Here is a 20,601-nt window from a genome sequence, read left to right on the forward strand (position 1 = left end):
GCTCACCTCCTGGGGAGCAGCGAAGAACGGTGCCATTCGAAGAAAGCGGGGAGTACGGCACGGAGAACCCGGAAGGCCGATATTCCACCGCGTACCGTGCCGATCCTGACGAGTTCGTGCTCCGGGGCGTCCACGACCACTCGAACGGCCGCAACCGGCCGGGGCCCGGCCGCCAGGGCCGCGCGGAGGGTGGCGGCGGACTCCATGTCGGCCGCGATCGCCCCGCCGGCGCGCAGATCGGCCCGCTCCTGGCCGCGTACCACGTGGTCACAGCCGAGCAGTGGACCGGTGTGGACGGTGCGCCCCGGCACCGCCCGGGCCAGGGCGTCGGCCAGCAGCCGCGTACCGGTGCAGGTGGTGGCGCCGTCGGGGCCCCTGGTGCGGTCCGCGACGACCAGGTCGCCGGGGTGCATGCCCGGGGCGAGGCCGGCGCAGAAGCCGGAGGCGAGGACCGCGGTGGTGCCCGGGCCCTCGCCGGCGAGGGCCCGGGCCACGGCCCGCCGGGCGTTGGCCGGCCCCATGCCCGTACGCAGCACGGTCACCGGGCCGGCCGCGCCGCTCCGGCCGCCGCTGCGCAGGGCGAGCTGCTCGATGCCGAGGGCGCAGGCGACCAGCAGCGGGCCGGGCGGTTCCGGCTCCGCCGCCATCAGCCGGCCTTGACCCGTCCGGGGCCGGGTTCGCCGTTGAGGTACCGGCCGAGCGCCGTGAGCGGGAAGACCTGCCGGTACAGGTGGTAGTTGATGGAGAAGTCCCAGGGGAAACCGGTGCCGGTGAAGTGCGGTTCGTCCCAGGAGCCGTCCTCGCGCTGCGCGCCCACCAGCCAGGCGATGCCGCGCTCCACGGCCGTGGCCTCCCGCTCGCCCGCCGCGAGCAGCGCCAGCAGCGCCCACGCGGTCTGGGAGGGCGTGGAGGCCCCGTGGCCGATCCACCGCGGCTCGCGGTACGAGCGCAGGTCCTCGCCCCAGCCCCCGTCGTCGTTCTGCACCGACTCCAGCCAGGCGACCGCGCGCCGGATCGCGGGGTGCGAGCCGGCCAGCCCGGCCGCCGTGAGCGCGGGCACCACCGAGCCGGTGCCGTAGACGTAGTTGACGCCCCAGCGGCCGAACCAGGCGCCGTTGTCCTCCTGCCGGGACAGCAGCCACTCGATGCCCCTGCGGGTGCGGGGGTGGTGGGCCTTGCCCTCGTACGCCAGCATCTCCACCACATGCGCGGTGACGTCGGCGGACGGCGGGTCGACGACCTCGCCGAAGTCGCAGAACGGCAGCCGGTTGGGGAAGGGGCTGGTGTTGTCGGCGTCGAAGGCGGCCCAGCCGCCGTCGGCACACTGCATGCCCAGGCTCCAGCGGACACCGCGCGCGATCGCCGCGCGGACCCGGTCGGGGTCGGGGTGCCGGACGCGTCGCAGGGCCAGGACCACTTCGGCGGTGTCGTCGATGTCCGGGTAGTTGTCGTTGTGGAACTCGAATGCCCAGCCGCCGGGGGTGAGCCCCGGCCTGCGCACCGACCAGTCCCCGGGCCGGACGACCTGTTCGCCGAGCATCCAGTCGGCGGCCCTGACCAGCGCCGGGTGGTCGGGGCGCAGCCCGGCGTCGGCGAGCGCGATGGTGGCCAGGCAGGTGTCCCAGACGGGTGACTGGCAGGCCTCCACCATCCGGGCGCCGTCCTCGCGCCACACCGCGAACCGGTCGAGCGACTCCAGGCCCGCGCGCATCACCGGATGGCCCAGGTCGTAGCCGATCAGGTGCAGGGCGATGAGCGAGTACACGGCGGGCGGCTGGATGCCTCCCCAGCAGCCGTCGTTCTCCTGCCGCTCGATGATCCAGCGGGCGGCGGCCCTCATCGCGGCGCTGCGCAGCGGGCGCGGCGCGACCCCGCGGTAGGCGCGCAGGGCCCTGTCGAGCCGCTGGAAGACCCCGTCCCAGCCGGCCGCCGGAGCCGTCGGCCGGGGCGGGGCGGGCAGGCGCGGGTCGGTGTGCAGCTCGTCCAGGGCGAACGGGGCGGGACGGACCGGGCGCTTGGCGGAGACGATGGTGAGGGGCACGATGGTCTGGCGGGCCCACTGGCCGAAGTCGTAGATGTTCAGCGGGAACCACGCCGGCAGGAACATCAGCTCGGGCGGCAGCTCGGGCAGGTCGTCCCACTTCCACCAGCCGAACAGGGCCAGCCAGATCCGGGTGAAGACGCGGGCGGCGGCGATGCCGCCGCGCTCCCTGACCCAGGCGGCGGCCCGGGCCATGTGCGGCTCGTCGGGCAGGTCTCCGGCCAGGCGCAGCGCGACGTACGCCTCGACGGTGGCGGACAGGTCACCCGGCCCGCCGTGGAAGGTGGCCCAGGTGCCGTCCTCGCGCTGCTCGCCGCGGATGAACAGCGCGGCGGCGCGGGTGGTCGTCTCGTCCTGGATCCCGAGGAACTGCCTCAGCAGCAGGTCCTCGGCGTCCATGGTGACGTTGGTCTCCAGGTCGCCCTTCCACCAGCCCTCGGCGTCCTGCCGGCCGAGGAGGTGGTCGATGGAGCGCTGCGCGGCCCGGGCGGCGGCCCGGGTCGCGCCGCTCACCTCGGGGGTCGTAGGGATGGTGGTCGTCGTGGTGGCCGAGGGGGCCCGGGGGTCGAGGGCCCCGGTGCTTCCGTCGGTCGTCGCTGTCATGGCTTCCCCTTCGTGCAGTTGGCGTGCTGCGGCTGCGGGTGGGCCGTCGGCCGGTGCGCGGGGGCACCGGCCGGCGACGGCGAGTCATATGGTGCTGGTCGCGATGGCCATCATCTCTTCCGTACGACGACGAAGTCCGCGAGCGCGGCGAGCTGGGCGCGGACGCGTTCGGGCAGGTCGACGCCGTTCAGGGCGTCGATCGCGACGGCGTGCTGGCGGCGGGCCTCCTGGGAGGTCCACTCGCGGCCGCCCGCCTCCTCGATGAGCGCCGCCCGGGTGGCGAACTCCTCCTCGGAGAAACTGTCGAAGTCGGTGCTCTTGGCGTCGGCCGCGAGCAGTTCCCCGAGGCGCTCGGAGGCGGGTCCGCCCGCGGCCAGCGCGGCGACGACCGGCAGGGACTTCTTCCGCTGGCGCAGGTCGCTCCAGGTCTGCTTGCCCGTCGACTCGGGGTCGCCCCAGATGCCGAGCAGGTCGTCGACGGCCTGGAAGGCGAGGCCGAGGTGGTAGCCGTACGCCTCCAGGGTGTCGGCGGTGCGGTCGTCGGCGCCGCCGAGCACCGCGCCGATGGACACCGCGCAGGCGAGCAGGGCACCGGTCTTGTTGCCCTCCATCTCCAGGCACTCCTCGACGGTGACCCGCTCGCGGTGCTCGTAGGAGATGTCCTGGGCCTGCCCGTCGATGAGCTTCCGGGTGGCGGTGGTCAGCCGGCGGGTGGCGCGGCCGGCCTCCACGGTGCCGAGCTCCAGCAGGATCTCGTTGGCCAGCGCGAACAGCGCGTCGCCGACCAGGATGGCCTGCGCCGGTCCGTGCACCTTCCAGACCGTGTCGCGGTGGCGGCGCTGCTCGTCGCCGTCCATCAGGTCGTCGTGCAGCAGCGAGAAGTTGTGCACCAGCTCGACGGCGACGGCGCCGGGGACGCCCACCTCGGGGGCCGCGCCGGCCGCCTCGGCGGACAGCAGGGCGAGCGCCGGGCGGACGGCCTTGCCGCTGTCCCCGTGCGCGGGCCGGCCGTGGGCGTCGATCCAGCCGAAGTGGTAGGCGGCGACGGTGTCCATGGGCGGCGCGAGCCGGTCCACGGCCGCGCGCAGGACCGGGGTGGACAGGGTCCGCCCGCGCTCCAGCAGGGCGGTGACGTCCGCGGTGTCGACGGCCGGGTTCACCGGGGGCACAGTCGGCACGGTCTCTCCTCTTGTTCCAGAACTCAGGCTCATGCCGCCTCCTCGAGCGGATGTACATGGGGGCGGCCGAGTGCCCGGAGAGCGGCACCCGCGGCGGTGGAACCGCTGCGCACCGCGCCCTCCATGGTCGCGGGCCAGCCGGTGGCGGTCCAGGCGCCGGCCAGGTGGAGGCCGGGCGCGTTGGTGCGGGCGCCGGGGCGCAGCCGTCCGACGCCGGGGGTGGGGGCGAACGTCGCTGTCCGCTCCCGGGTGACGAAGAAGTCCCGTACCCCGGCGCCGCGCGCGGCGGGCAGCAGGCGTTCCAGTTCGGGCAGGTAGCGCTCGCGCAGCACGGCGACGGGCTCGTCGATCTCGTGCCCGGCGGCCGACTGGGACAGCGCCAGGTACTGGCCGCCGGTGTACCCGGAGGCGTCGGTGCGGTCGAACACCCACTGAACCGGGGAGCCCAGCGCGGTGAAGAACGGCCGCCGCAGGACCTTGCGGTCGTACAGGACGTGGACGTTGAGGATCGGCGCGGTGCCGATGTCCAGGAGCCGGTCGGGGTCGTCCAGCGCGCCGTGCGGCAGCAGGCCGTGCGCCTCGCGCTGCGGTACGGCCAGGACGACGGTGTCCGCCGTCAGGCTCTCGCCGGGCAGCTCCACGCGCCAGCGGCCGTCGCCGTGGCGGGAGACGGCGGTGACCCTGGCGCGCAGTTCGGTGCGGACGCCGAGGGAGTCCAGGGCCTTGCGGGCGAGGGTGTCGTGCAGGTCGCCGAGCGGGACGTGCGCCCAGCCGATGTCGGCGGCGCCGGGGTCCGACAGCAGGCCGGTCCTGAACACCATCGCGGCCAGCTGTAGGGAGGCGTGGGGCGCGGTGGCGTTGAGGGTGGCGACGCCGACGAGGTCCCAGAGGGCCTCGATGGTCCGGGGGGACTGGCCGTGGCGGGCGAGCCAGGTGGCGAAGTCGACACCGTCGAGCGCGGGGTCGGCCGGGTCCAGCCTCTTCAGGGCGAGCGCGGCGCGCCCGACGCTCGCCCGTTCGGCGAGCGAGAGGTGCGGATAGGTGGCGAGGCTGGCGGCGAGGTGGAGCGGCACCGGCAGGGAGCCGCGGCGCAGCCTGCCCAGGCGCGGTCCGCGCGGGTGCGCCACGTCCAGGACGGGTACGTCCAGCCGGTCCTGGAGCGGCGCCAGGTGGGCGCCGCCGATCCGGTGGAGGAACCACCGGTAGGCGGTGCAGCAACGCAGGTACACGTGCTGGCCGTTGTCGACGGTGAGGTCGCCGCGCCGGAAGGAGAAGGCCAGACCGCCCAGGCGGGGCCGCCCTTCGAGCAGGGTGACGCGCAGTCCCGCGTCGGCGAGGCGCAGGGCCGCGGTGATCCCGGCGAGGCCGCCGCCGACGACCACGGCGTGCTGGGGGGACCGCCGGCCTTCGTCCGTCATGCGGCCTCCCGTCGGCCCGTCCCCGTGGGGGACACGGGGCGGTGGTGCGCGGTTGCGCGGGGGCGCGGGACGACGGGCATCAGGCGCGCCTCCTGACGTACTGCCGGGTCACGGTCCGGGTGTCCAGACCGGACAGGCCGCGCGCGGCCACGTACGCCTTCTCGTGCCCGGGCAGGGAGACCCTGCCGCGCAGCACGGCTCCGGGGTCGCGCTCGATGCGGTCCAGGAGGCGCCGGTAGATGCCGGCCATGGCGGCGACGCAGGCGCCGCTGCGCCGGTCCAGCATGGGCAGCAGCCGGTAGCCCTCGGCGAAGAGGGCGCGGGCGCGGCGGACTTCGAAGTGGACCAGTCCGGTGAAGTCGGCGCCGTCGGGCGGGGTGGCGGCGCGGAACCCGTCGGCGCAGCCGAACTTGGCCAGGTCGTCGGCCGGCAGGTAGGTGCGGCCGTTGCCGGCGTCCTCGCGAACGTCCCGGAGGATGTTGGTGAGTTGGAGGGCGAGGCCGAGCGTGTCGGCGTACTCGCCGGCCCGTTCGGCGCCGGGCGCGCCGGGTGCCGTGCCGAAGATGCCGAGGGAGAGCCGTCCGATGGCGCCGGCGACACACCGGCAGTACACCTTGAGGTCGTCCCAGGTCTCGTAGGTCTCGCCGCGCACGTCCATCAGGACGCCGTCGATGAGTTCGTCCAGGCCGTCCAGCGGCAGCGGGAAGCGGCGGGCCGTGTCGGCGAGGGCGACGGCCACCGGGTCGGTGTCGTCCTCGTCGACGGAGTCCTTGCGGACGCGCTCCAGCAGGGCGCGGGTGGCCTCCAGCCGCTCCTGCTTGGCCTCGGGCGCCAGCGGGCCGTCCCCGATGTCGTCCACCCGGCGCGAGAACGCGTACAGCGCCGACATGGCCTGCCGTTTCCCGGTCGGCAGGAGCCGGATGCCGTAGGCGAAGTTGCGGGCCTGCTGTCCGGTGACGGCCTCGCAGTAGGTGTACGCGGCCTGTACCGGCGCGGACATCTCCGTCTGTCCTTCCACGACCCCGCTCACCCCTCTCTGCGCGCTCTGCGCAACACGGATGCCACCTGGCGCAGCAGCCTCGGCCGGCCGGGGCGGGGCGGGCCGGGCAGGACGTCGTGGCCGGCGTCCGCGATGGCGTCGAGGGCGGCCAGGCCGCCGGCCACGAATCCGGCCAGCAGCAGCCGGAGCCGTCCGTGGACGCTGCCCACCAGGGGGGCGCCCTCGTCCAGCAGGTCGCGGGCGCGCTGCGCCTCGTGGGCGATCAGGGCGCGCACCGAGGCGCCGGCGGTGGGGCGGGCCAGGTCGGCCTCGGTGACCCGGAACCGGCGCATGTCCTGGGCGGGCAGATAGATCCGGTCACGGCCGAGGTCCTCGGCGACGTCCTGGAGGTGCTCGACGATCTGCAGGGCGGTGCAGACGGCGTCGGAGCGCCGCACGCGTTCCGGACTCGCGCTGTTGGTGACGGCCAGGACCAGGCGTCCGACCGGGTTGGCGGACAGTTCGCAGTACGCCACGAGGTCGTCGTAGGTCTCGTAGCGCCGTACCCGCTGGTCCTGGCGGTTGGCCTCGATCAGGCCGAGGAACGGCTCGGGGGTGAGCGAGCGGCGCCGGACCGTGGGCTGGAGGGCGCGCAGCAGCGGGTGGGCGGGGACGCTGTCGAAGACCCGCAGCAGGTCGGCCTCGAAGGCGTCGAGCAGGACGAGCCGCTCCTCCGCGCTCCCGGCCACGGCCGGGCGGGGTGTGACGCCCAGGTGGCGGGCGTCGGCACCACCGGGGGCCAGGTCGCCGTCGCCGATGTCGTCGACGAGCCGGGCGTAGCCGTAGACGGCCATCAGGTCGGCGCGCCAGGCCCGGGGCAGAAAGAAAGGCGCCACGGGGAAGTTCTCGTCCGCGGCCTTGTCGAGTGTGGTGCGTGTGGTGGCGTCGGCGCACACCTGCTGGCCACCTGTCACTGTGCGCTGCCCGGCGCGGGGACGGCGAGACCCTCGCGGAGCTGGAGATCCACCGTCATTGCCGTCATATCTCCCGTTCTACACTGCCGACGCGATACATCCTATTTCGGACACGCCGCCGGTCCGCTCAGCGGCCCGGCCGCCCGGCGGCGAAGCCGGAGGACTCAGCGGGTATCGCCACACTTGCCGCGAATCGGCACCGGTACAGCTTACGTTGCACAACGCCACCGGCCGCGCCCGGGTCCCGGGCACGGCGGGCCGGGCGCGGGGCCGGCCACCCGGTACGGCGCCAACACCGCGCGGGCGCGCGGCAGTCGACCGTCCTGAGGCGGGCGGCGCCCCCACCGGCACAGGGCCCCCGCCGGTGCTCCGGCGGGGGCCCTGGCGCCGCTCGTCACGGCACGGCGTACTACCGGCCGGTCTCCTTCTCGTACGCCCTGAGCACCTCGGCGGTGGGGCCGTCCATCAGCAGCTCGCCCTTCTCCAGCCACAGGACGCGGTCACAGGTGTCCCTGATGGACTTGTTGCTGTGGCTGACCAGGAAGACCGTGCCGGCCTCCTTGCGCAGCTCCCGGATCCGCTCCTCGGAACGGATCTGGAACCTGCGGTCGCCGGTGGCCAGCGCCTCGTCGATCATCAGGACGTCGTGGTTCTTGGCGGCGGCGATGGCGAAGCGGAGCCGGGCGCCCATGCCGGAGGAGTAGGTCCGCATGGGCAGGGTGATGAAGTCGCCCTTCTCGTTGATGCCGGAGAAGTCGACGATCCCCTGGTACCGCTCGCGGATCTCCTCACGGGACATGCCCATGGCCAGGCCGCCGAGGATGACGTTGCGCTCACCGGTCAGGTCGCCCATCAGGGCGGCGTTGACGCCCAGCAGCGAGGGCTGCCCGTCGGTGTAGACCTTGCCCCGCTCGGTGGGCAGCAGCCCGGCGATGGCGCGCAGCAGGGTCGACTTGCCCGAGCCGTTGGTGCCGATGAGGCCGATGGCCTCGCCCCGGTACGCGGTGAAGGAGACACCGCGTACCGCGTGGACCTTGCGCACACCGCGCGACTCGTCCTTCTCGCGCCGGATGATCCGGCTGAGCGCGGCGGTGGCGCCGCCCTTGCCCGCGCTGCCCCCGCCGTTGACCCGGTACACGATGTGCACGTCGTCGGCGATGACGGTGGGGACCCGCGCGCCGTCGGCGGCGTTCACGTCGTTGCTCTCATCAGCCACGGCCGTACCGCTCCTCTGCCTTCCAGAAGTACACGAATCCGGCGACACCGACGAGGACCGCCCAGAGCAGGGCGGCGAGCCAGACGTGGGAGGGCAGGTTCTGGGAACCGTAGCCGTCGATGAGGGCGAACCGGATGAGGTCCATGTAGATCGCCGCCGGGTTGTACATCAGGACGTCGGCGATCCAGGCCGGCTTGTCCTTCAGCATGACGGGGATGGAGAACATGACCCCGGAGCCGTACATCCAGGTGCGCATGACGAACGGCATGAGCTGGGCGAGGTCGGGGGTCTTGCTGCCCAGCCTGGCCATGATCAGGGCCAGGCCGGTGTTGAAGACGAACTGCAGCGCCAGCGCGGGCAGGATGAGCAGCCAGCTCGCCGAGGGGTAGCTGCCGAACACCGCCGCGATGACGAACAGCACGATCATCGAGAACATCAGCTGCTGGAGCTGCTGGAGCGAGAAGGAGACGGGCAGCGAGGCGCGGGGGAAGTGCAGCGCGCGCACCAGGCCGAGATTGCCCGAGATCGCGCGCACTCCCGCCATGACCGAGGTCTGGGTGAAGGTGAAGACGAAGACGCCGGTCACCAGGAAGGGGATGTAGACCTCCTTGTCCATGCCGCGGCCGGCGTTCAGGATCAGGCCGAAGATGAGGAAGTAGACCGCCGCGTTCAGCAGCGGGGTCGCCACCTGCCACAGCTGACCGAGCTTGGCCTGGCTGTACTGGGCCGTGAGCTTGGCCTGGGAGAAGGCCAGGATGAAGTGGCGCCGCCCCCACAGCTGCCGGATGTAGTCGGGCAGGTTCGGCCGGGCACCGCTCACCGACAGGCCGTACTTGGCGGCCAGCTCCGCCGGGGTCAGGCCGTCGTCGGGCGAGGATGGCGGGGCGGTCACGACGACGCGTCCGTCCTGGGTTGTCTCACTCACAGTTGAAACTCTCATGTCCAAGATGCGCGGCAGTGGGGGCGCGGGTTCAGGTGGCGGCCAGGTCCCGGGTACGCCCGATGCTCTCAGATTCCGGGGGTGTCAGACGACGGGCGGGCGGCCCAGTCTGGTCAGGCGCCACACGGTGCGCCACTTCATGGGCCTCCTCGGCCCGCAGGGGGTCGTCCAGCCCTCCGTGAAACCGCTGAACCAGGCCTTCAGACCGGCCGCCGAGGGGCGCCGGGCCAGGGTGAGCGACAGCCACACCCCCAGGTAGAGCGGGATCAGCGGGGCGGGCAGGTTGCGCCGGGCCAGCCAGACCCGGTTGCGGGCGACCATGCGGTGGTAGACGGCGTGCCGGGAGGGCGGCGTCGTCGGATGCAGCAGCACCATGTCGGAGCGGTAGTCGATCATCCAGCCGGCGTCGAGCGCCCGCCAGGCGAGGTCCGTCTCCTCGTGCGCGTAGAAGAACTCCCCCGGCAGCGGGCCGACCTCGGCGAAGACCTTGGTACGGACGGCGTTGGCGCCGCCGAGGAAGGTCGTCACCCGCGAGGAGCGCATCGGGTCGGAGGCGCGCAGCCGCGGCACGTGCCGGCGCTGGGTGGCACCGGTGTCCGGGTCGGCGATGCGGAAGCTGATGATGCCGAGCTCCGGATCGGCGGCGAACGCCCGGCGGACCAGCTCGGCGGTGTCGGTGTTGGCCAGCAGGCCGTCGTCGTCCAGGAACAGCAGGACGTCGACGTCCGTGCCGGCCGGGCCGAACGCCTCGATACCGACGTTGCGGCCACCGGGGATGCCCAGGTTCTCGGGCAGCTCCACGGTGCGGACACCGTCGGGGACGCCGGTCACCGGGGCGCCGTTGCCGACGACCACGACCTCGATGGGGTCGCCCTCCTGCCGGACGACCGAGTCGATCAGGGCACGCAGGTCGTCGGGGCGGTTGCCCATGGTGATGATCACGGCGCCGAGCCTCATCGGCGTACTCATGGGCGCGCTCACCTCAGCCTGCTGGAGACGAGGATGGACACCAGGTGCAGCAGCGTCTGCAGGAGCGCGATACCGGCCAGCACCGCGACCCCGAGCCGGGAGAAGAACAGGTCCCCCCGGACCGTGTCGAGGACCGCCAGGACCACGATGAGCAGCGACGCCTCGATCCCCAGGACGAGCCGGTGGAACTTCAGCGCCGCGGCGGCCCGGCGGGCCAGCGCCATGCCGGACGAGCGCGGCTCGGCGGCCGACTCCTTGACCGGCGGCAGCCCTCCCTGGTGGCGGGCGACACCGACCAGGTCGGTCTCCGCCTTGATCAGGATGGCGCCGAGGGCGGCGAGGGTGCCCAGGAAGGCCCACAGCCAGTCGATCCGACCGGTGCCCCACAGGTCGGCGGCGCGCAGGCCGAACCCGACCAGCACCGCCGCGTCGCACAGATAGGCGCCCACCCGGTCGAGGTACACCCCGCCGAGCGAGAACTGCTTCTTCCAGCGGGCGACCTCACCGTCGACGCAGTCGAGCAGCAGGTAGAGCTGGACCATGAGGGCGCCCAGCAGCGCGCCCGGGACGCCCGGGATCAGCAGGGCCGGCGCGGCGAGGACACCCGCGACCGTCATCACGTACGTGAGCTGGTTGGGGGTGACCCGGGTGGTGACCAGGTACCGGGTGACCCGCAGCGAGATCTCCCGCATGTAGAGGCGTCCGCCCCAGTGTTCACCGCTGCGCCGGTCCTTCACTCCCTCCGGGTGGACGACCGGGCGGAGTTCAGCTACGGATGGTCTTGGCATAGTCGGCGTACGCGTCCCTGATCTGGTCGGTGGACAGGTCGAGGTGCTCGAGGATGGTGAAGCGCCCGGGGCGGGTCTGGGGTGCGTACTCCACGGCCCGGACGAACTCGTCCGCGGAGAACCCGATCTCCTCGGGCAGCACCGGCAGGCCGTGCCGGCGCAGCACCTCGGCGAAGAGCCCCGACTCCTCGTGGGCGCCGCGCAGGTGCATGGCGAAGGCGGCGCCCAGGCCGACCTGCTCGCCGTGGAGCGCCGAACGCGCGGGGAAGAGCAGGTCGAAGGCGTGGCTGATCTCGTGGCAGGCGCCGGACGAGGGGCGGGAGTCGCCACTGATCGACATGGCGATGCCGGACAGGACGAGTGCCTCGGCGAGCACGATGAGGAACTCGTCGTCGGCAACACCGCCGGGGTGGCGCAGTACGGCCTCACCGGCCGTGCGGGCCATCGCGGCGGCCAGGCCGTCGATCTGCTCGCCCGTGGTGCGGTGGGACAGCTCCCAGTCGGCGATGGCCGAGAGGTTGGAGACGGCGTCGCCGATGCCGGAGCGGACGAACCGCGCCGGGGCCTCACGGATCACGTCGAGGTCGATGACCATGGCGATCGGTGAGGGGACGCCGTAGGAGCCGCGGCCGTTGTCGTTGTCGAGGATGGAGACCGGCGAGCAGATGCCGTCGTGCGACAGGTTCGTCGCGACGGCGACCATGGGCACGCCGACCCGCGCCGCGGCGTACTTCGCCACGTCGATGATCTTGCCGCCGCCCAGGCCGACCACGGCGTCGTACCGCCTGCCCTTGATGTCGTCGGCCAGCCGCACGGCGGAGTCGATGGTGCCGTCGGCCACCTCGTACCAGTCGGCGTCCGGCAGCACCGGCGCGAGCTTCTCGCGCAGTGCCTGACCGGAGCCGTTGCTGATCGCCATGGCCAGCTTGCCGGACGAGGAGATCCGCTGGTCGGCCAGGAGGCCGGCCAGGTCGTCCATCGCGCCGCAGCTGATGTCGACGACGACCGGGGAGGGGATGAGCCGGGTCAGTACAGGCACGCGATCCCACGGCCCTTCGCGAGGTCGTCGTGGTTGTCGATCTCGACCCACTTGACGTCCCCGATGGGCGCCACGTCGATCCGATGGCCCCGGTTCACGAGCTCCTGGTAGCCGTCCTCGTAGTAGAGGTCGGGGTCCCGCTCGAAGGTGGCCTTCAGCGCGTCGGCTAGGTCGGCCGCGGCCTCCGGCTCGATGAGGGTGACGCCGATGTACTCGCCGGTGGCGGTGGCGGGGTCCATCAGCTTGGTGATCCGCCGGACGCCCCCGCCGTCGGCGGTGATCACCTTCATCTCCTCGTCGGCGAGGGACTTCACCGTGTCCAGGGCCAGGATGATCCGGCGGCCCTCGCCCCGGGCGGCCAGGAGGGTCCTCTCCACGGAGACCGGGTGGACGGTGTCGCCGTTGGCGAGGATGACGCCCTGCTCCAGGACGTCACGGGCGCACCACAGCGAGTAGGCGTTGTTCCACTCCTCGGCCTTGTCGTTCTCGACGAGGGTGAGCTTCACGCCGTACTTCGCCTCCAGGGCGGCCTGGCGCTCGTACACGGCCTCCTTGCGGTAGCCGACGACCACGGCGGCCTCGGTGAGGCCGACCTCGGCGAAGTTGGCGAGGGTCAGGTCGAGGACCGTGCGGTCCCCGTCGACGGGCACGAGGGCCTTCGGGAGCGTGTCGGTGTAGGGGCGCAGACGCCGTCCGGCACCGGCTGCGAGTACGAGGCCGATCATGCGGGTTCTCCTTCGTCGTGTACTGCGGGTGCTCCGGAGGACACCCAGAAGCGGACCGACTCCACGAGCACCACCAGCGCCACGGCCACCGCGAGGGCGGTGAGCGCCAGGGTGAGGGCGTCGCCCCGCGTGAGCAGGACGGCGGTGAGCACCGCCACCACGAGCGTGCGGCCCTCCTGGCCCCCCACCGTCCGCACCAGCCACGCGGGCGGCGCGCCGGTGCCGCCGCGGATGCGGTACACCGTGTCGTAGTGATGGTAGGCGACGGCCGCCACCAGGCCGAATGCCGCGGGAAGCGCGTGGGGCACGTCGGAGCGGGCGGCCAGGACGAGGACGGTGAGGTACTCGGCGGCGCGCAGGACGGGCGGGACCAGCCAGTCCAGGGCGCCCTTGAGGGGGCGGGCGACCGCGAGACCGGAGGTCAGCACCGAGCCGAGGGCGGCCACCGTTGGCCAGGGGCCGTCGAGCCGTGCCAGGGCGGCGGTGGTGACCACGGCCGCGGCGCCGGCCAGCGCGATCAGCAGCGGCGCGGCGGCGGGCAGCGCCCGGGCGGCCCGCCGGGACACGGCTGCCACCGCCTGGGCCAGCGGCCCGGTGTCGGCGAGGTCGGCGAGGGCCAGGGCGGCCCGGTCGGTGCGGTGGGCCCGGCGGGTGAGCGAGCGCAGGAGCCGGCCGGCGGTGGTGTAGCAGGCGGCGAAGGCGCAGCCGGCCAGCAGGGCGTAGAAGACGGTACGCGGGGTGGTGAGGGCCGTCAGGACGGCGATCATCGCCCAGCGCTCGCCGATGGGCAGGACTATCATCCGGCGCGCCCAGACCGTCCAGCCACGGCTGTCGAGCTTGTCGGAGAGCGCGGCGGTGGGGCTGGTGTTGCCGGTGGCGTCGTGGTTGGCCTCGTTGAAGGAGAAGTCCACGACATGGCGGCAGGTCTGGAGCACCATCGCGCCCAGCGCCAGGGCCCACACGTCGTCGCCGCCCCGGGCCGCGCCGAGCGCGAGCCCCGCGTAGTAGGCGTACTCCTTGGCCCGGTCGAAGGTGGCGTCCAGCCAGGCACCCATGGTCGAGTACTGCAACGAGTAGCGGGCGAGCTGCCCGTCGGCGCAGTCCAGGACGAAGGAGAAGAGGAGCAGCAGGCCCGCGGCGACGAACCCGCCGCGGGTGCCGGTCGCCGCGCATCCCGCCGCGACCAGCGCGGTGAGCAGCGAGGCGGTGGTGACCTGGTTCGGGGTCAGCCCGCGCCGGGCGCACCAGCGGGCGAGGTAGCGGGAGTAGGGGCTGACGAAGAAGGTGGTGAAGAACCCGTCGCGGGACTTCACGGCGGAACGCAGCCGGACGGCCTCCTCGTCCACGGCCTCGACGGCGTCCCGGGTCTCCTTGCGGGTCTGCGGGTCGGTGGGCACGGCGGCGACGAGCGAGCCCAGCTCGGGCCGGTGCACCGTCACCCCGCCGGCGCCGAGCGCCTCGGCGAGCCGGTCGGGGAGGGTACGGGGCGGGGCCGCGGCGGGACGGCCGGCGGCGGCACCCGCCGGGGCGGCGCCGGTGGCCGGGCCGGTGGTGGTCGCGACCTCGGTGGCCGGGCGGGCGCCGGGGGCGGTCCCGCCCGGGGCGGTGACCCGCCCGGCGGGGTCCTGGGGGCTTCCGGTGGCCGTCACGCCGGCGTCCGGCGAAAGGCCGGCCGCGGGGCCGTCCGGCCCCCCGGCGGTCAGGGTGGCCAGTGCCCGCTGGAGGTCCGGGCGGGCCTCCGGCCGGGCCGTCAGGGCGCCGGGGGCCGCGGCCGCCGGGAAGCGCGGGTCCGTCAGGGTCAGCCGCAGCGCGTGCAGGTGCCCGACGAAGCGCGAGTCGACCACGGCGACCCGCTCGGCGGCCGGGACGGCCGCGAGCAGCGCAGCGGCCTGCGGCGCGTCCGCGGCGCTGCGGACGTCGAAGCCCAGCGACCGCAGATCGCCCTCGAGCGGCGATCCGGGTACCGGAGGACCGGTGAGGATGGCGGTCGACAGACGAACTCACTCCTTGGAGCTGGCGGGGCCGGGGTGCGGCGGCTAGGCCCGGTCGCGGGCGGCGGCACGTCGGCAGAGGCTATCGGATGAACGGAAGCGCGAGTTCACCGAGGTTTCCCGGTGATCACTCCCCGGCGCCCCCTGCCGGCACGGCGGCACGGCCGGGGCCCCGGGGGGGCGCCCTCGGGTGAGCACGGCGCCCCCGCGCACCCCGCCCGGCGCGGGCCGGAGCGGGACGGGGCCGCCGCGATCATCATCGTGGATCGGCGCCCCGGCCCACAAACCGCGGTCCCCGGGGGCCGGACCCGTCCGCACTGGAGGGCCGGCACGACGTGGATGAGCACAGGCGGAACGGGATACGTCGGCCCTCGTGCGGCGCACGCCATGGCGGAGGCGGGCGGACGGGTCGTGGTGCTCGGCGACGTCTCGTCCGGCGTCCCGGAGCGGCCGCCGGCCGGGGGCACTCCTGGTCCGGGCGTCGCTGGCCGGCCGAGGTACTGCCGGGAGAACGCGCACGGTCCGGCGGTCCTCCGGGCGGCCGTGGTCGCCGCCGGTGTCGGGCGGTTCGGTGTTCTCCTCGCCCGCCGCCGTGTACGGGGGTGCCGGACGGGGAGCTGATCACCGAGCAGACTCCGGCCGTACCGCTCAGCCCGTACGGCGACACCGAGCTCGCGGGCGGGTGGCCGGTCCGGGCCACGGAGCCCACGGGATGGCGACGGCCCGCCCGCGGTACCGCGACGTGGCGGGCGCCCCCGGGCCGGGGCTCGCGGCCACCGGAGTGTTCGACATCATCCCGATGCCCTTCGACCGCATCACGCACGGTGGCGCCCCGAGCGTCCCCGGTGAGGACCGCCCTCACCGTCGACGTCGGCCACGGCGCGGCTGTGGCCGCGCGGCAGCTCCCGGCTCTCGCCGCCGAGATGACCGGCCACCCCCGGGAGCCGGTCGTGGAGCCCCGCCGACCCGGTGACGCCGCGCGGGCCGTCGCGTCGGCCGGCCGCGTCGCCGAGGAGCCGGGCCGGGCGGCGGCGCGGGAGGTGCGGTGGTCGAGCCGGCGTGGCGGGGCTGGTGCCCGCACCGACCCGAAGCGGCCGCCAGGGCGGCCCGGCGCTGATCGCACAGCGCCTGACCTGCGGACATAACCGCAGGTCAGATGATATGACAACGGTGTTCAGTGCCGGCTTGCCGATACCCCCCACCCGTAGTTGACTGGCCGCTCGGAGGAGTGGCTGTCGATCACTCCGTCGATCACCGGGAGGCGTCTTCATGGGGGCTGGGCACGACCACGGGCACACGCACGGCGGCCCGCCGCCGACCGGTACCGCGGCCGCCGCGTACCGGGGGCGGCTGCGGATCGCGCTGACGATCACGCTCATCGTCATGGTCGCCGAGATCGTGGGCGGCCTCGTCGCCGACTCCCTGGCGCTGATCGCCGACGCGGCCCATATGGCGACCGACGCCGTGGGGCTGGCGATGGCGCTGCTGGCGATCCATTTCGCCGGCCGCCCCGCCACCGGCAACCGCACCTTCGGGTACGCGCGCGCCGAGATACTGGCCGCGCTGGCCAACTGCCTGCTGCTCCTCGGCGTCGGCGGCTATCTCCTGGTCGAGGCGGTGCAGCGGTTCATCACCCCGGCCGAGACCCGGGGCGGCGTGGCCATCGCCTTCGCGCTGTTCGGCCTGGTCGCCAACATGGTGTCGCTCTCCCTGCTGGTACGGGGGCAGAAGGAGAGCCTCAACGTGCGGGGCGCCTACCTGGAGGTGTTGGCCGACGCCCTGGGTTCGGTGACGGTGCTGATCTCCGCCGGGATCATCCTGGCGACCGGCTGGCAGGCGGCCGACCCCATCGCCTCCCTGGTCATCGGCCTGATGATCGTGCCGCGCACGGTCAAGCTGCTGCGCGAGACGCTCGACGTCCTCCTGGAGGCGGCGCCCAAGGGCGTCGACATGACCGAGGTCCGCGCGCACATACTGGCCCTGCCCGGGGTGGAGGACGTCCACGACCTGCACGCCTGGACGATCACGTCCGGGATGCCGGTGCTGTCGGCGCATGTGGTCGTCGACCCCGACGCGCTCGACGCGGTGGGCCACGAGAAGATGCTGCACGAGCTCCAGGGGTGCCTGGGCGACCACTTCGACGTGGAGCACTGCACGTTCCAGCTGGAGCCGACCGGTCATGCCGAACACGAGCCGAAACTGTGTCACTGACCCCTGTTAGGGTGTCCGTTCGAACGCCGTACCCGTGAGAGGAGCTGAGGTCGATGACCGCCGCGGTGAGCGCTGCCCCGGGCAGCATCCGGTTCGCCTCCAGCTCCCGGGTCCTCGGCTGACCCGTTCTCCGCACGTCAGCCGGGACCCGCTCACACCAAAGGGTTCCCCCGTTGAACGACGCCTTCTTCGCCCTGCACCACGGCCTTCCCCGGCAGGGCCCCGGCTCCGACCACACCACCCGCCGGCTGCTGTCCCTGGCCGGACCGCTGCCGCCCCGGCCCCGGGTGCTCGACCTGGGCTGCGGCCCCGGGCGGGCCGCGCTGCTGCTGGCGGCCGAGGCGGGCGCCGAGGTGACCGCCCTCGACCTGCACGAGCCGTTCCTCGCCGAGCTGCGGGAGGCCGCCGCGGCGCGCGGGGTGGCCGACTCCGTCCGTACCGTCCGCGCCGACATGGGCGACCTGCCGTTCCCCGACCGGTCCTTCGACCTGCTGTGGGCCGAGAGCTCGGTGTACTCGATCGGTTTCGACCGGGCGCTGGCCTCCTGGCGGCGGCTGCTGGTCCCCGGCGGCACGCTGGTCGTCACCGAGTGCGAATGGACGACCGACGAACCCGGTGCGCGGGCGCGTGCCTTCTGGGACCGCCACTACGCGCTGCGCACCACCGCCGAGAACGTGGCGGCGGCGATCGCCGCCGGCTACCAGGTGCTGGGTACGTACGCCCAGCCCGAGAGCGACTGGGCGGAGTACTACGGGCCGCTTGAGGCGCGGGCCGACGCCGCCGATCCGGCCCTGCCCGGAATGGCGGAGGCGCTGGCCGCCACCCGAGAGGAGATCGCCGTGCGCCGTGCGCACGGTGGCGAGTACGGCTACACCGGCCATGTGCTGCGGCCGGCCGGCGCCCCCTGACGCGGGGGCGGGTGGACGCGGCGACCGGTGGGCGCGCCCGCCGGCGTCGCCCCCCGCGTCCGGGCGCCGGGTGAGGTGTCACCGGCGGCAGGACGCCGGTCCCGTCAGGGGTTCCGGGACGCCGGCGCGGGGAACGATCATCTTTCCGGCGGCGTTCGGCGTCTGATGCGTGGAGAGCGTCGATCAGGCGGGCCACCCCCGGGCGGTGGCGGCCGTCCTGTGCCGACAAGCGGCTTTTGTACGGCAGACTTGAGAATGCCCCACCGGGCCGAGAACCGAAGCGAAGGATGGTTATGCCGACCACACCAGCCCCCGCGGCGACCAGCTCGTCGACCGGAAACCAGCCGTCGATCATGCTCGAACTGGTCGACGAGGACGGCAGGACCATCGGTACGGCGGAGAAGCTGGCCGCGCACCAGGCGCCCGGCCAGCTTCACCGGGCGTTCTCGGTGTTCCTCTTCGACGAGCAGGGCCGACTGCTGCTCCAGCGCCGGGCGCTGGGCAAGTACCACTCCCCCGGGGTCTGGTCGAACACCTGCTGCGGGCACCCCTACCCCGGGGAGGCGCCGTTCGCGGCGGCCGCCCGGCGCACCCACGAGGAACTCGGCGTCTCGCCCTCGCTGCTCGCCGCGGCGGGCACGGTCCGTTACAACCACCCCGACCCGGACTCGGGCCTGGTGGAACAGGAGTACAACCACCTGTTCGTCGGGCTGGTGCAGGCCCCGCCCCGGCCGGACCCGGAGGAGGTGGAGGAGACCGCGTTGGTGACGGCGCGGGAACTCGCCGAGCGGCACGCGTCGTCGCCGTTCTCCGCCTGGTTCATGACCGTGCTGGACGCGGCGCGCCCGGCGATCAAGGAACTGACCGGGGAGACCGGGGGCTGGTGACGTCCGCCACCACCGGCCCGGCGGACCCGCCGGGCCCGGCCTGGCCGTGGGCGGGCGTCTCCGGTCCCCCCGGCGCCGGCGGCCGGGCCGGGGCGGTGAGCTCGGCGAGGCCGTAGGCCCGTCCGGGGCCCTCCGGGCGCGGCAGCCGAACAGGCTCCAGCGGACCGCCGCGGGCCGGTGGGGCGGGTCCGGGCCGGGGCGGCCGCAGGACGGGAACGCGGCGCCGGCGGGCGGCCCGGCGGGCGGCACCGGACCGGCAGGCCGGGCCGGATGTGCGGGGTCCGGGGCCACCGCGCACCTCAGGGGCAGGGCCGCCCAGATGACCTTGCCGCCGCCCGCGGTCTGCTCGACGTCGCACTCGCCGCCCGCCTCGCGCGTGATCTCCCGCACCAGCAGCAGGCCCCGCCCACCGGTCCGGGCGCAGTCGGTCTCCATGGCCCTGGGGCGGTAGGGATGGTTGTCCTCCACGGACACCCGGACCCACTCCGCGCCGACGGCGACCTCGACCGCGATCTCGGGCGAGAGCACGGCCGCGTGCCGTACGGCGTTGGTCACCAGTTCCGAGACGATCAGCAGCAGGCCGTGGAGGAGGTCCTCGCCGGCCGGTACGCGCCGGTCGGTCAGCAGGTCCCGCACCGCGCGCCGGGCGTGCGGTACGGAGACGTCCACCGCCGGAGCGGTGAAGCGCCAGACCCCTTCGTACGACTCCGGACGGACCGGGTCCCGCCCGCGGCTCTCCCCGGTCCGTCTGTCACCCTCGTGCTCGATAGTCGCCACGGAACCGAGTGTTGGCACTGAACGGTGCCTATCCGGCCAAGTGACTAGAAGTCGGCAGTTATCGACCTCTTCTGATCGCCTGCGCATGGCGACGTCGGCCGTGCGACCAATCGGGTTTGTCTTTTGGCGGATTTGTCGACATGGCGGACGCGGTGCGCGCCGGCCGACCGCCCGCCTCCCGGCCCTGGCACCCCGGATAGCATCCCGCGCATGGAGCCGCAGCTGGAGCACACCGTCGCCGACGGGGTCGCCACCGTCGTCATCAGCAACCCCGCCAAGCGCAACGCCATGACGGCGGCCATGTGGCGGGCGTTCCCCGCGCTGCTCACCGCGCTGGCGGCCGACCGAGGCGTACGGGCGCTGGTGCTGACCGGGGCCGGGGACACCTTCTGCGCCGGGGCCGACATCGCCACGCTGCGCGAGCCGGGCGACGAGCAGCAGGCGCTCGCGGTCCGGGCCGAGGAGGCGCTGGCCGCGTTCCCGTGGCCCACGCTGGCGGCCGTGCGGGGTTACTGCGTGGGCGGCGGCGGCCAGCTGGCGACGGCGTGCGACCTGCGGTTCGCCGAGGAGGGCGCGCTCTTCGGGATCACCCCGGCGAAGCTCGGCATCGTCTATCCCGCCTCCTCCACCAGGCGGCTGGTGTCCCTGGTGGGCCCCTCGACCGCCAAGTACCTGCTGTTCTCCGGCGAGCTGATCGACGCCGGGCGGGCGCTGCGCACCGGTCTGGTGGACGAGGTCCTGGCGGCCGGAGAACTGGCCCGGCGGGTGGCGGAGTTCACCCGGATTCTCACCGCCCGATCGCGGCTGACGCAGGCGGCGGCCAAGGAGTTCGCGTCGGGCCGCACCGACCGGGACGCGTACTGGGCGGAGCGGGCGCGGGACAGCGGCGAGGCGGAGGAGGGTGTCGCCGCCTTCCTGGAGCGCCGCGCGCCGCGTTTCACGTACGGGTCCTGAGGC

16 protein-coding genes and 3 pseudogenes are annotated in these 20,601 nt (G+C 73.9%); 5 read left to right on the forward strand and 14 right to left on the reverse strand.

Annotation, left to right across the window (positions count from 1 at the left end):
* Nucleotides 1-2: 2 nt before the first annotated feature.
* The 13 genes from AB0H53_RS25175 to AB0H53_RS25235 all read right to left on the reverse strand — a co-directional run bounded on the left by AB0H53_RS25175 (nucleotide 3) and on the right by AB0H53_RS25235 (nucleotide 14,864).
* A complete protein-coding gene (locus AB0H53_RS25175; protein WP_362117571.1) occupies nucleotides 3-647 on the reverse strand; it encodes a 1-hydroxy-2-methyl-2-butenyl 4-diphosphate reductase in 645 nt (214 codons plus the stop codon).
* Complete coding sequence (shc, locus tag AB0H53_RS25180; protein WP_362117574.1) at nucleotides 647-2,644, reverse strand: squalene--hopene cyclase; 1,998 nt, start codon at nucleotides 2,642-2,644, stop codon at nucleotides 647-649. The genes AB0H53_RS25175 and shc overlap by 1 nt, the downstream gene beginning before the upstream one ends.
* Before the next feature lie 110 nt (nucleotides 2,645-2,754).
* The gene (locus AB0H53_RS25185) at nucleotides 2,755-3,855 is read right to left on the reverse strand and encodes a polyprenyl synthetase family protein (RefSeq protein WP_362117577.1); all 1,101 of its coding nucleotides are present in this window, start codon (nucleotides 3,853-3,855) and stop codon (nucleotides 2,755-2,757) included.
* Nucleotides 3,852-5,240, reverse strand: coding sequence for a hydroxysqualene dehydroxylase HpnE (gene hpnE / locus AB0H53_RS25190; protein ID WP_362117580.1), 1,389 nt, complete (start codon nucleotides 5,238-5,240; stop codon nucleotides 3,852-3,854). Before hpnE ends, AB0H53_RS25185 begins: the two co-directional genes overlap by 4 nt.
* A gap of 79 nt (nucleotides 5,241-5,319) precedes the next feature.
* A complete protein-coding gene (gene hpnD / locus AB0H53_RS25195) occupies nucleotides 5,320-6,270 on the reverse strand; it encodes a presqualene diphosphate synthase HpnD (protein ID WP_362117583.1) in 951 nt (316 codons plus the stop codon).
* Nucleotides 6,267-7,175 (reverse strand): squalene synthase HpnC, encoded by a 909-nt coding sequence (gene hpnC, locus AB0H53_RS25200; RefSeq protein WP_362117585.1) that lies wholly within the window; start codon nucleotides 7,173-7,175, stop codon nucleotides 6,267-6,269. Before hpnC ends, hpnD begins: the two co-directional genes overlap by 4 nt.
* Before the next feature lie 427 nt (nucleotides 7,176-7,602).
* On the reverse strand, nucleotides 7,603-8,409 hold the full coding sequence (locus AB0H53_RS25205; RefSeq protein ID WP_362117588.1) for an ABC transporter ATP-binding protein: 807 nt from the start codon (nucleotides 8,407-8,409) through the stop codon (nucleotides 7,603-7,605).
* Nucleotides 8,402-9,334 (reverse strand): ABC transporter permease, encoded by a 933-nt coding sequence (locus AB0H53_RS25210; protein ID WP_362117591.1) that lies wholly within the window; start codon nucleotides 9,332-9,334, stop codon nucleotides 8,402-8,404. The genes AB0H53_RS25205 and AB0H53_RS25210 overlap by 8 nt, the downstream gene beginning before the upstream one ends.
* 99 nt (nucleotides 9,335-9,433) lie before the next feature.
* Nucleotides 9,434-10,306, reverse strand: a complete 873-nt coding sequence (locus tag AB0H53_RS25215; RefSeq protein WP_362117636.1) for a glycosyltransferase — start codon at nucleotides 10,304-10,306, stop codon at nucleotides 9,434-9,436.
* Between the two features lie 20 nt (nucleotides 10,307-10,326).
* A complete protein-coding gene (locus AB0H53_RS25220; RefSeq protein WP_362117594.1) occupies nucleotides 10,327-11,106 on the reverse strand; it encodes a CDP-alcohol phosphatidyltransferase family protein in 780 nt (259 codons plus the stop codon).
* A complete protein-coding gene (locus AB0H53_RS25225; protein WP_362117597.1) occupies nucleotides 11,084-12,145 on the reverse strand; it encodes an iron-containing alcohol dehydrogenase family protein in 1,062 nt (353 codons plus the stop codon). Before AB0H53_RS25225 ends, AB0H53_RS25220 begins: the two co-directional genes overlap by 23 nt.
* A complete protein-coding gene (locus tag AB0H53_RS25230) occupies nucleotides 12,133-12,870 on the reverse strand; it encodes a phosphocholine cytidylyltransferase family protein (protein ID WP_362117600.1) in 738 nt (245 codons plus the stop codon). The genes AB0H53_RS25225 and AB0H53_RS25230 overlap by 13 nt, the downstream gene beginning before the upstream one ends.
* Nucleotides 12,867-14,864, reverse strand: coding sequence for a DUF5941 domain-containing protein (locus AB0H53_RS25235; protein ID WP_362117639.1), 1,998 nt, complete (start codon nucleotides 14,862-14,864; stop codon nucleotides 12,867-12,869). Before AB0H53_RS25235 ends, AB0H53_RS25230 begins: the two co-directional genes overlap by 4 nt.
* A 384-nt stretch (nucleotides 14,865-15,248) precedes the next feature.
* Here AB0H53_RS25235 and AB0H53_RS25240 point away from each other — a divergent pair.
* The 4 genes and pseudogenes from AB0H53_RS25240 to idi all read left to right on the forward strand — a co-directional run bounded on the left by AB0H53_RS25240 (nucleotide 15,249) and on the right by idi (nucleotide 18,867).
* A pseudogene (locus AB0H53_RS25240) lies at nucleotides 15,249-15,978 on the forward strand (NAD-dependent epimerase/dehydratase family protein).
* A gap of 152 nt (nucleotides 15,979-16,130) precedes the next feature.
* Entirely contained in the window at nucleotides 16,131-17,072 is a 942-nt protein-coding gene (locus AB0H53_RS25245) for a cation diffusion facilitator family transporter (protein WP_362117603.1), read from the forward strand.
* Between the two features lie 173 nt (nucleotides 17,073-17,245).
* Nucleotides 17,246-17,968, forward strand: a pseudogene (locus tag AB0H53_RS25250) (class I SAM-dependent methyltransferase); the annotation flags it as partial.
* Nucleotides 17,969-18,273: 305 nt separating this feature from the next.
* Nucleotides 18,274-18,867 (forward strand): isopentenyl-diphosphate Delta-isomerase, encoded by a 594-nt coding sequence (gene idi / locus AB0H53_RS25255; RefSeq protein WP_362117605.1) that lies wholly within the window; start codon nucleotides 18,274-18,276, stop codon nucleotides 18,865-18,867.
* 300 nt (nucleotides 18,868-19,167) lie between these two features.
* Here idi and AB0H53_RS25260 read toward each other — a convergent pair.
* Nucleotides 19,168-19,644 (reverse strand): annotated as a pseudogene (locus tag AB0H53_RS25260) (ATP-binding protein); the annotation flags it as partial.
* 210 nt (nucleotides 19,645-19,854) lie between these two features.
* Here AB0H53_RS25260 and AB0H53_RS25265 point away from each other — a divergent pair.
* On the forward strand, nucleotides 19,855-20,598 hold the full coding sequence (locus tag AB0H53_RS25265) for an enoyl-CoA hydratase/isomerase family protein (RefSeq protein WP_362117608.1): 744 nt from the start codon (nucleotides 19,855-19,857) through the stop codon (nucleotides 20,596-20,598).
* Nucleotides 20,599-20,601: the final 3 nt, after the last annotated feature.

Source organism: Streptomyces sp. NPDC050856, assembly GCF_040653855.1.
Classification (GTDB): domain Bacteria; phylum Actinomycetota; class Actinomycetes; order Streptomycetales; family Streptomycetaceae; genus Streptomyces.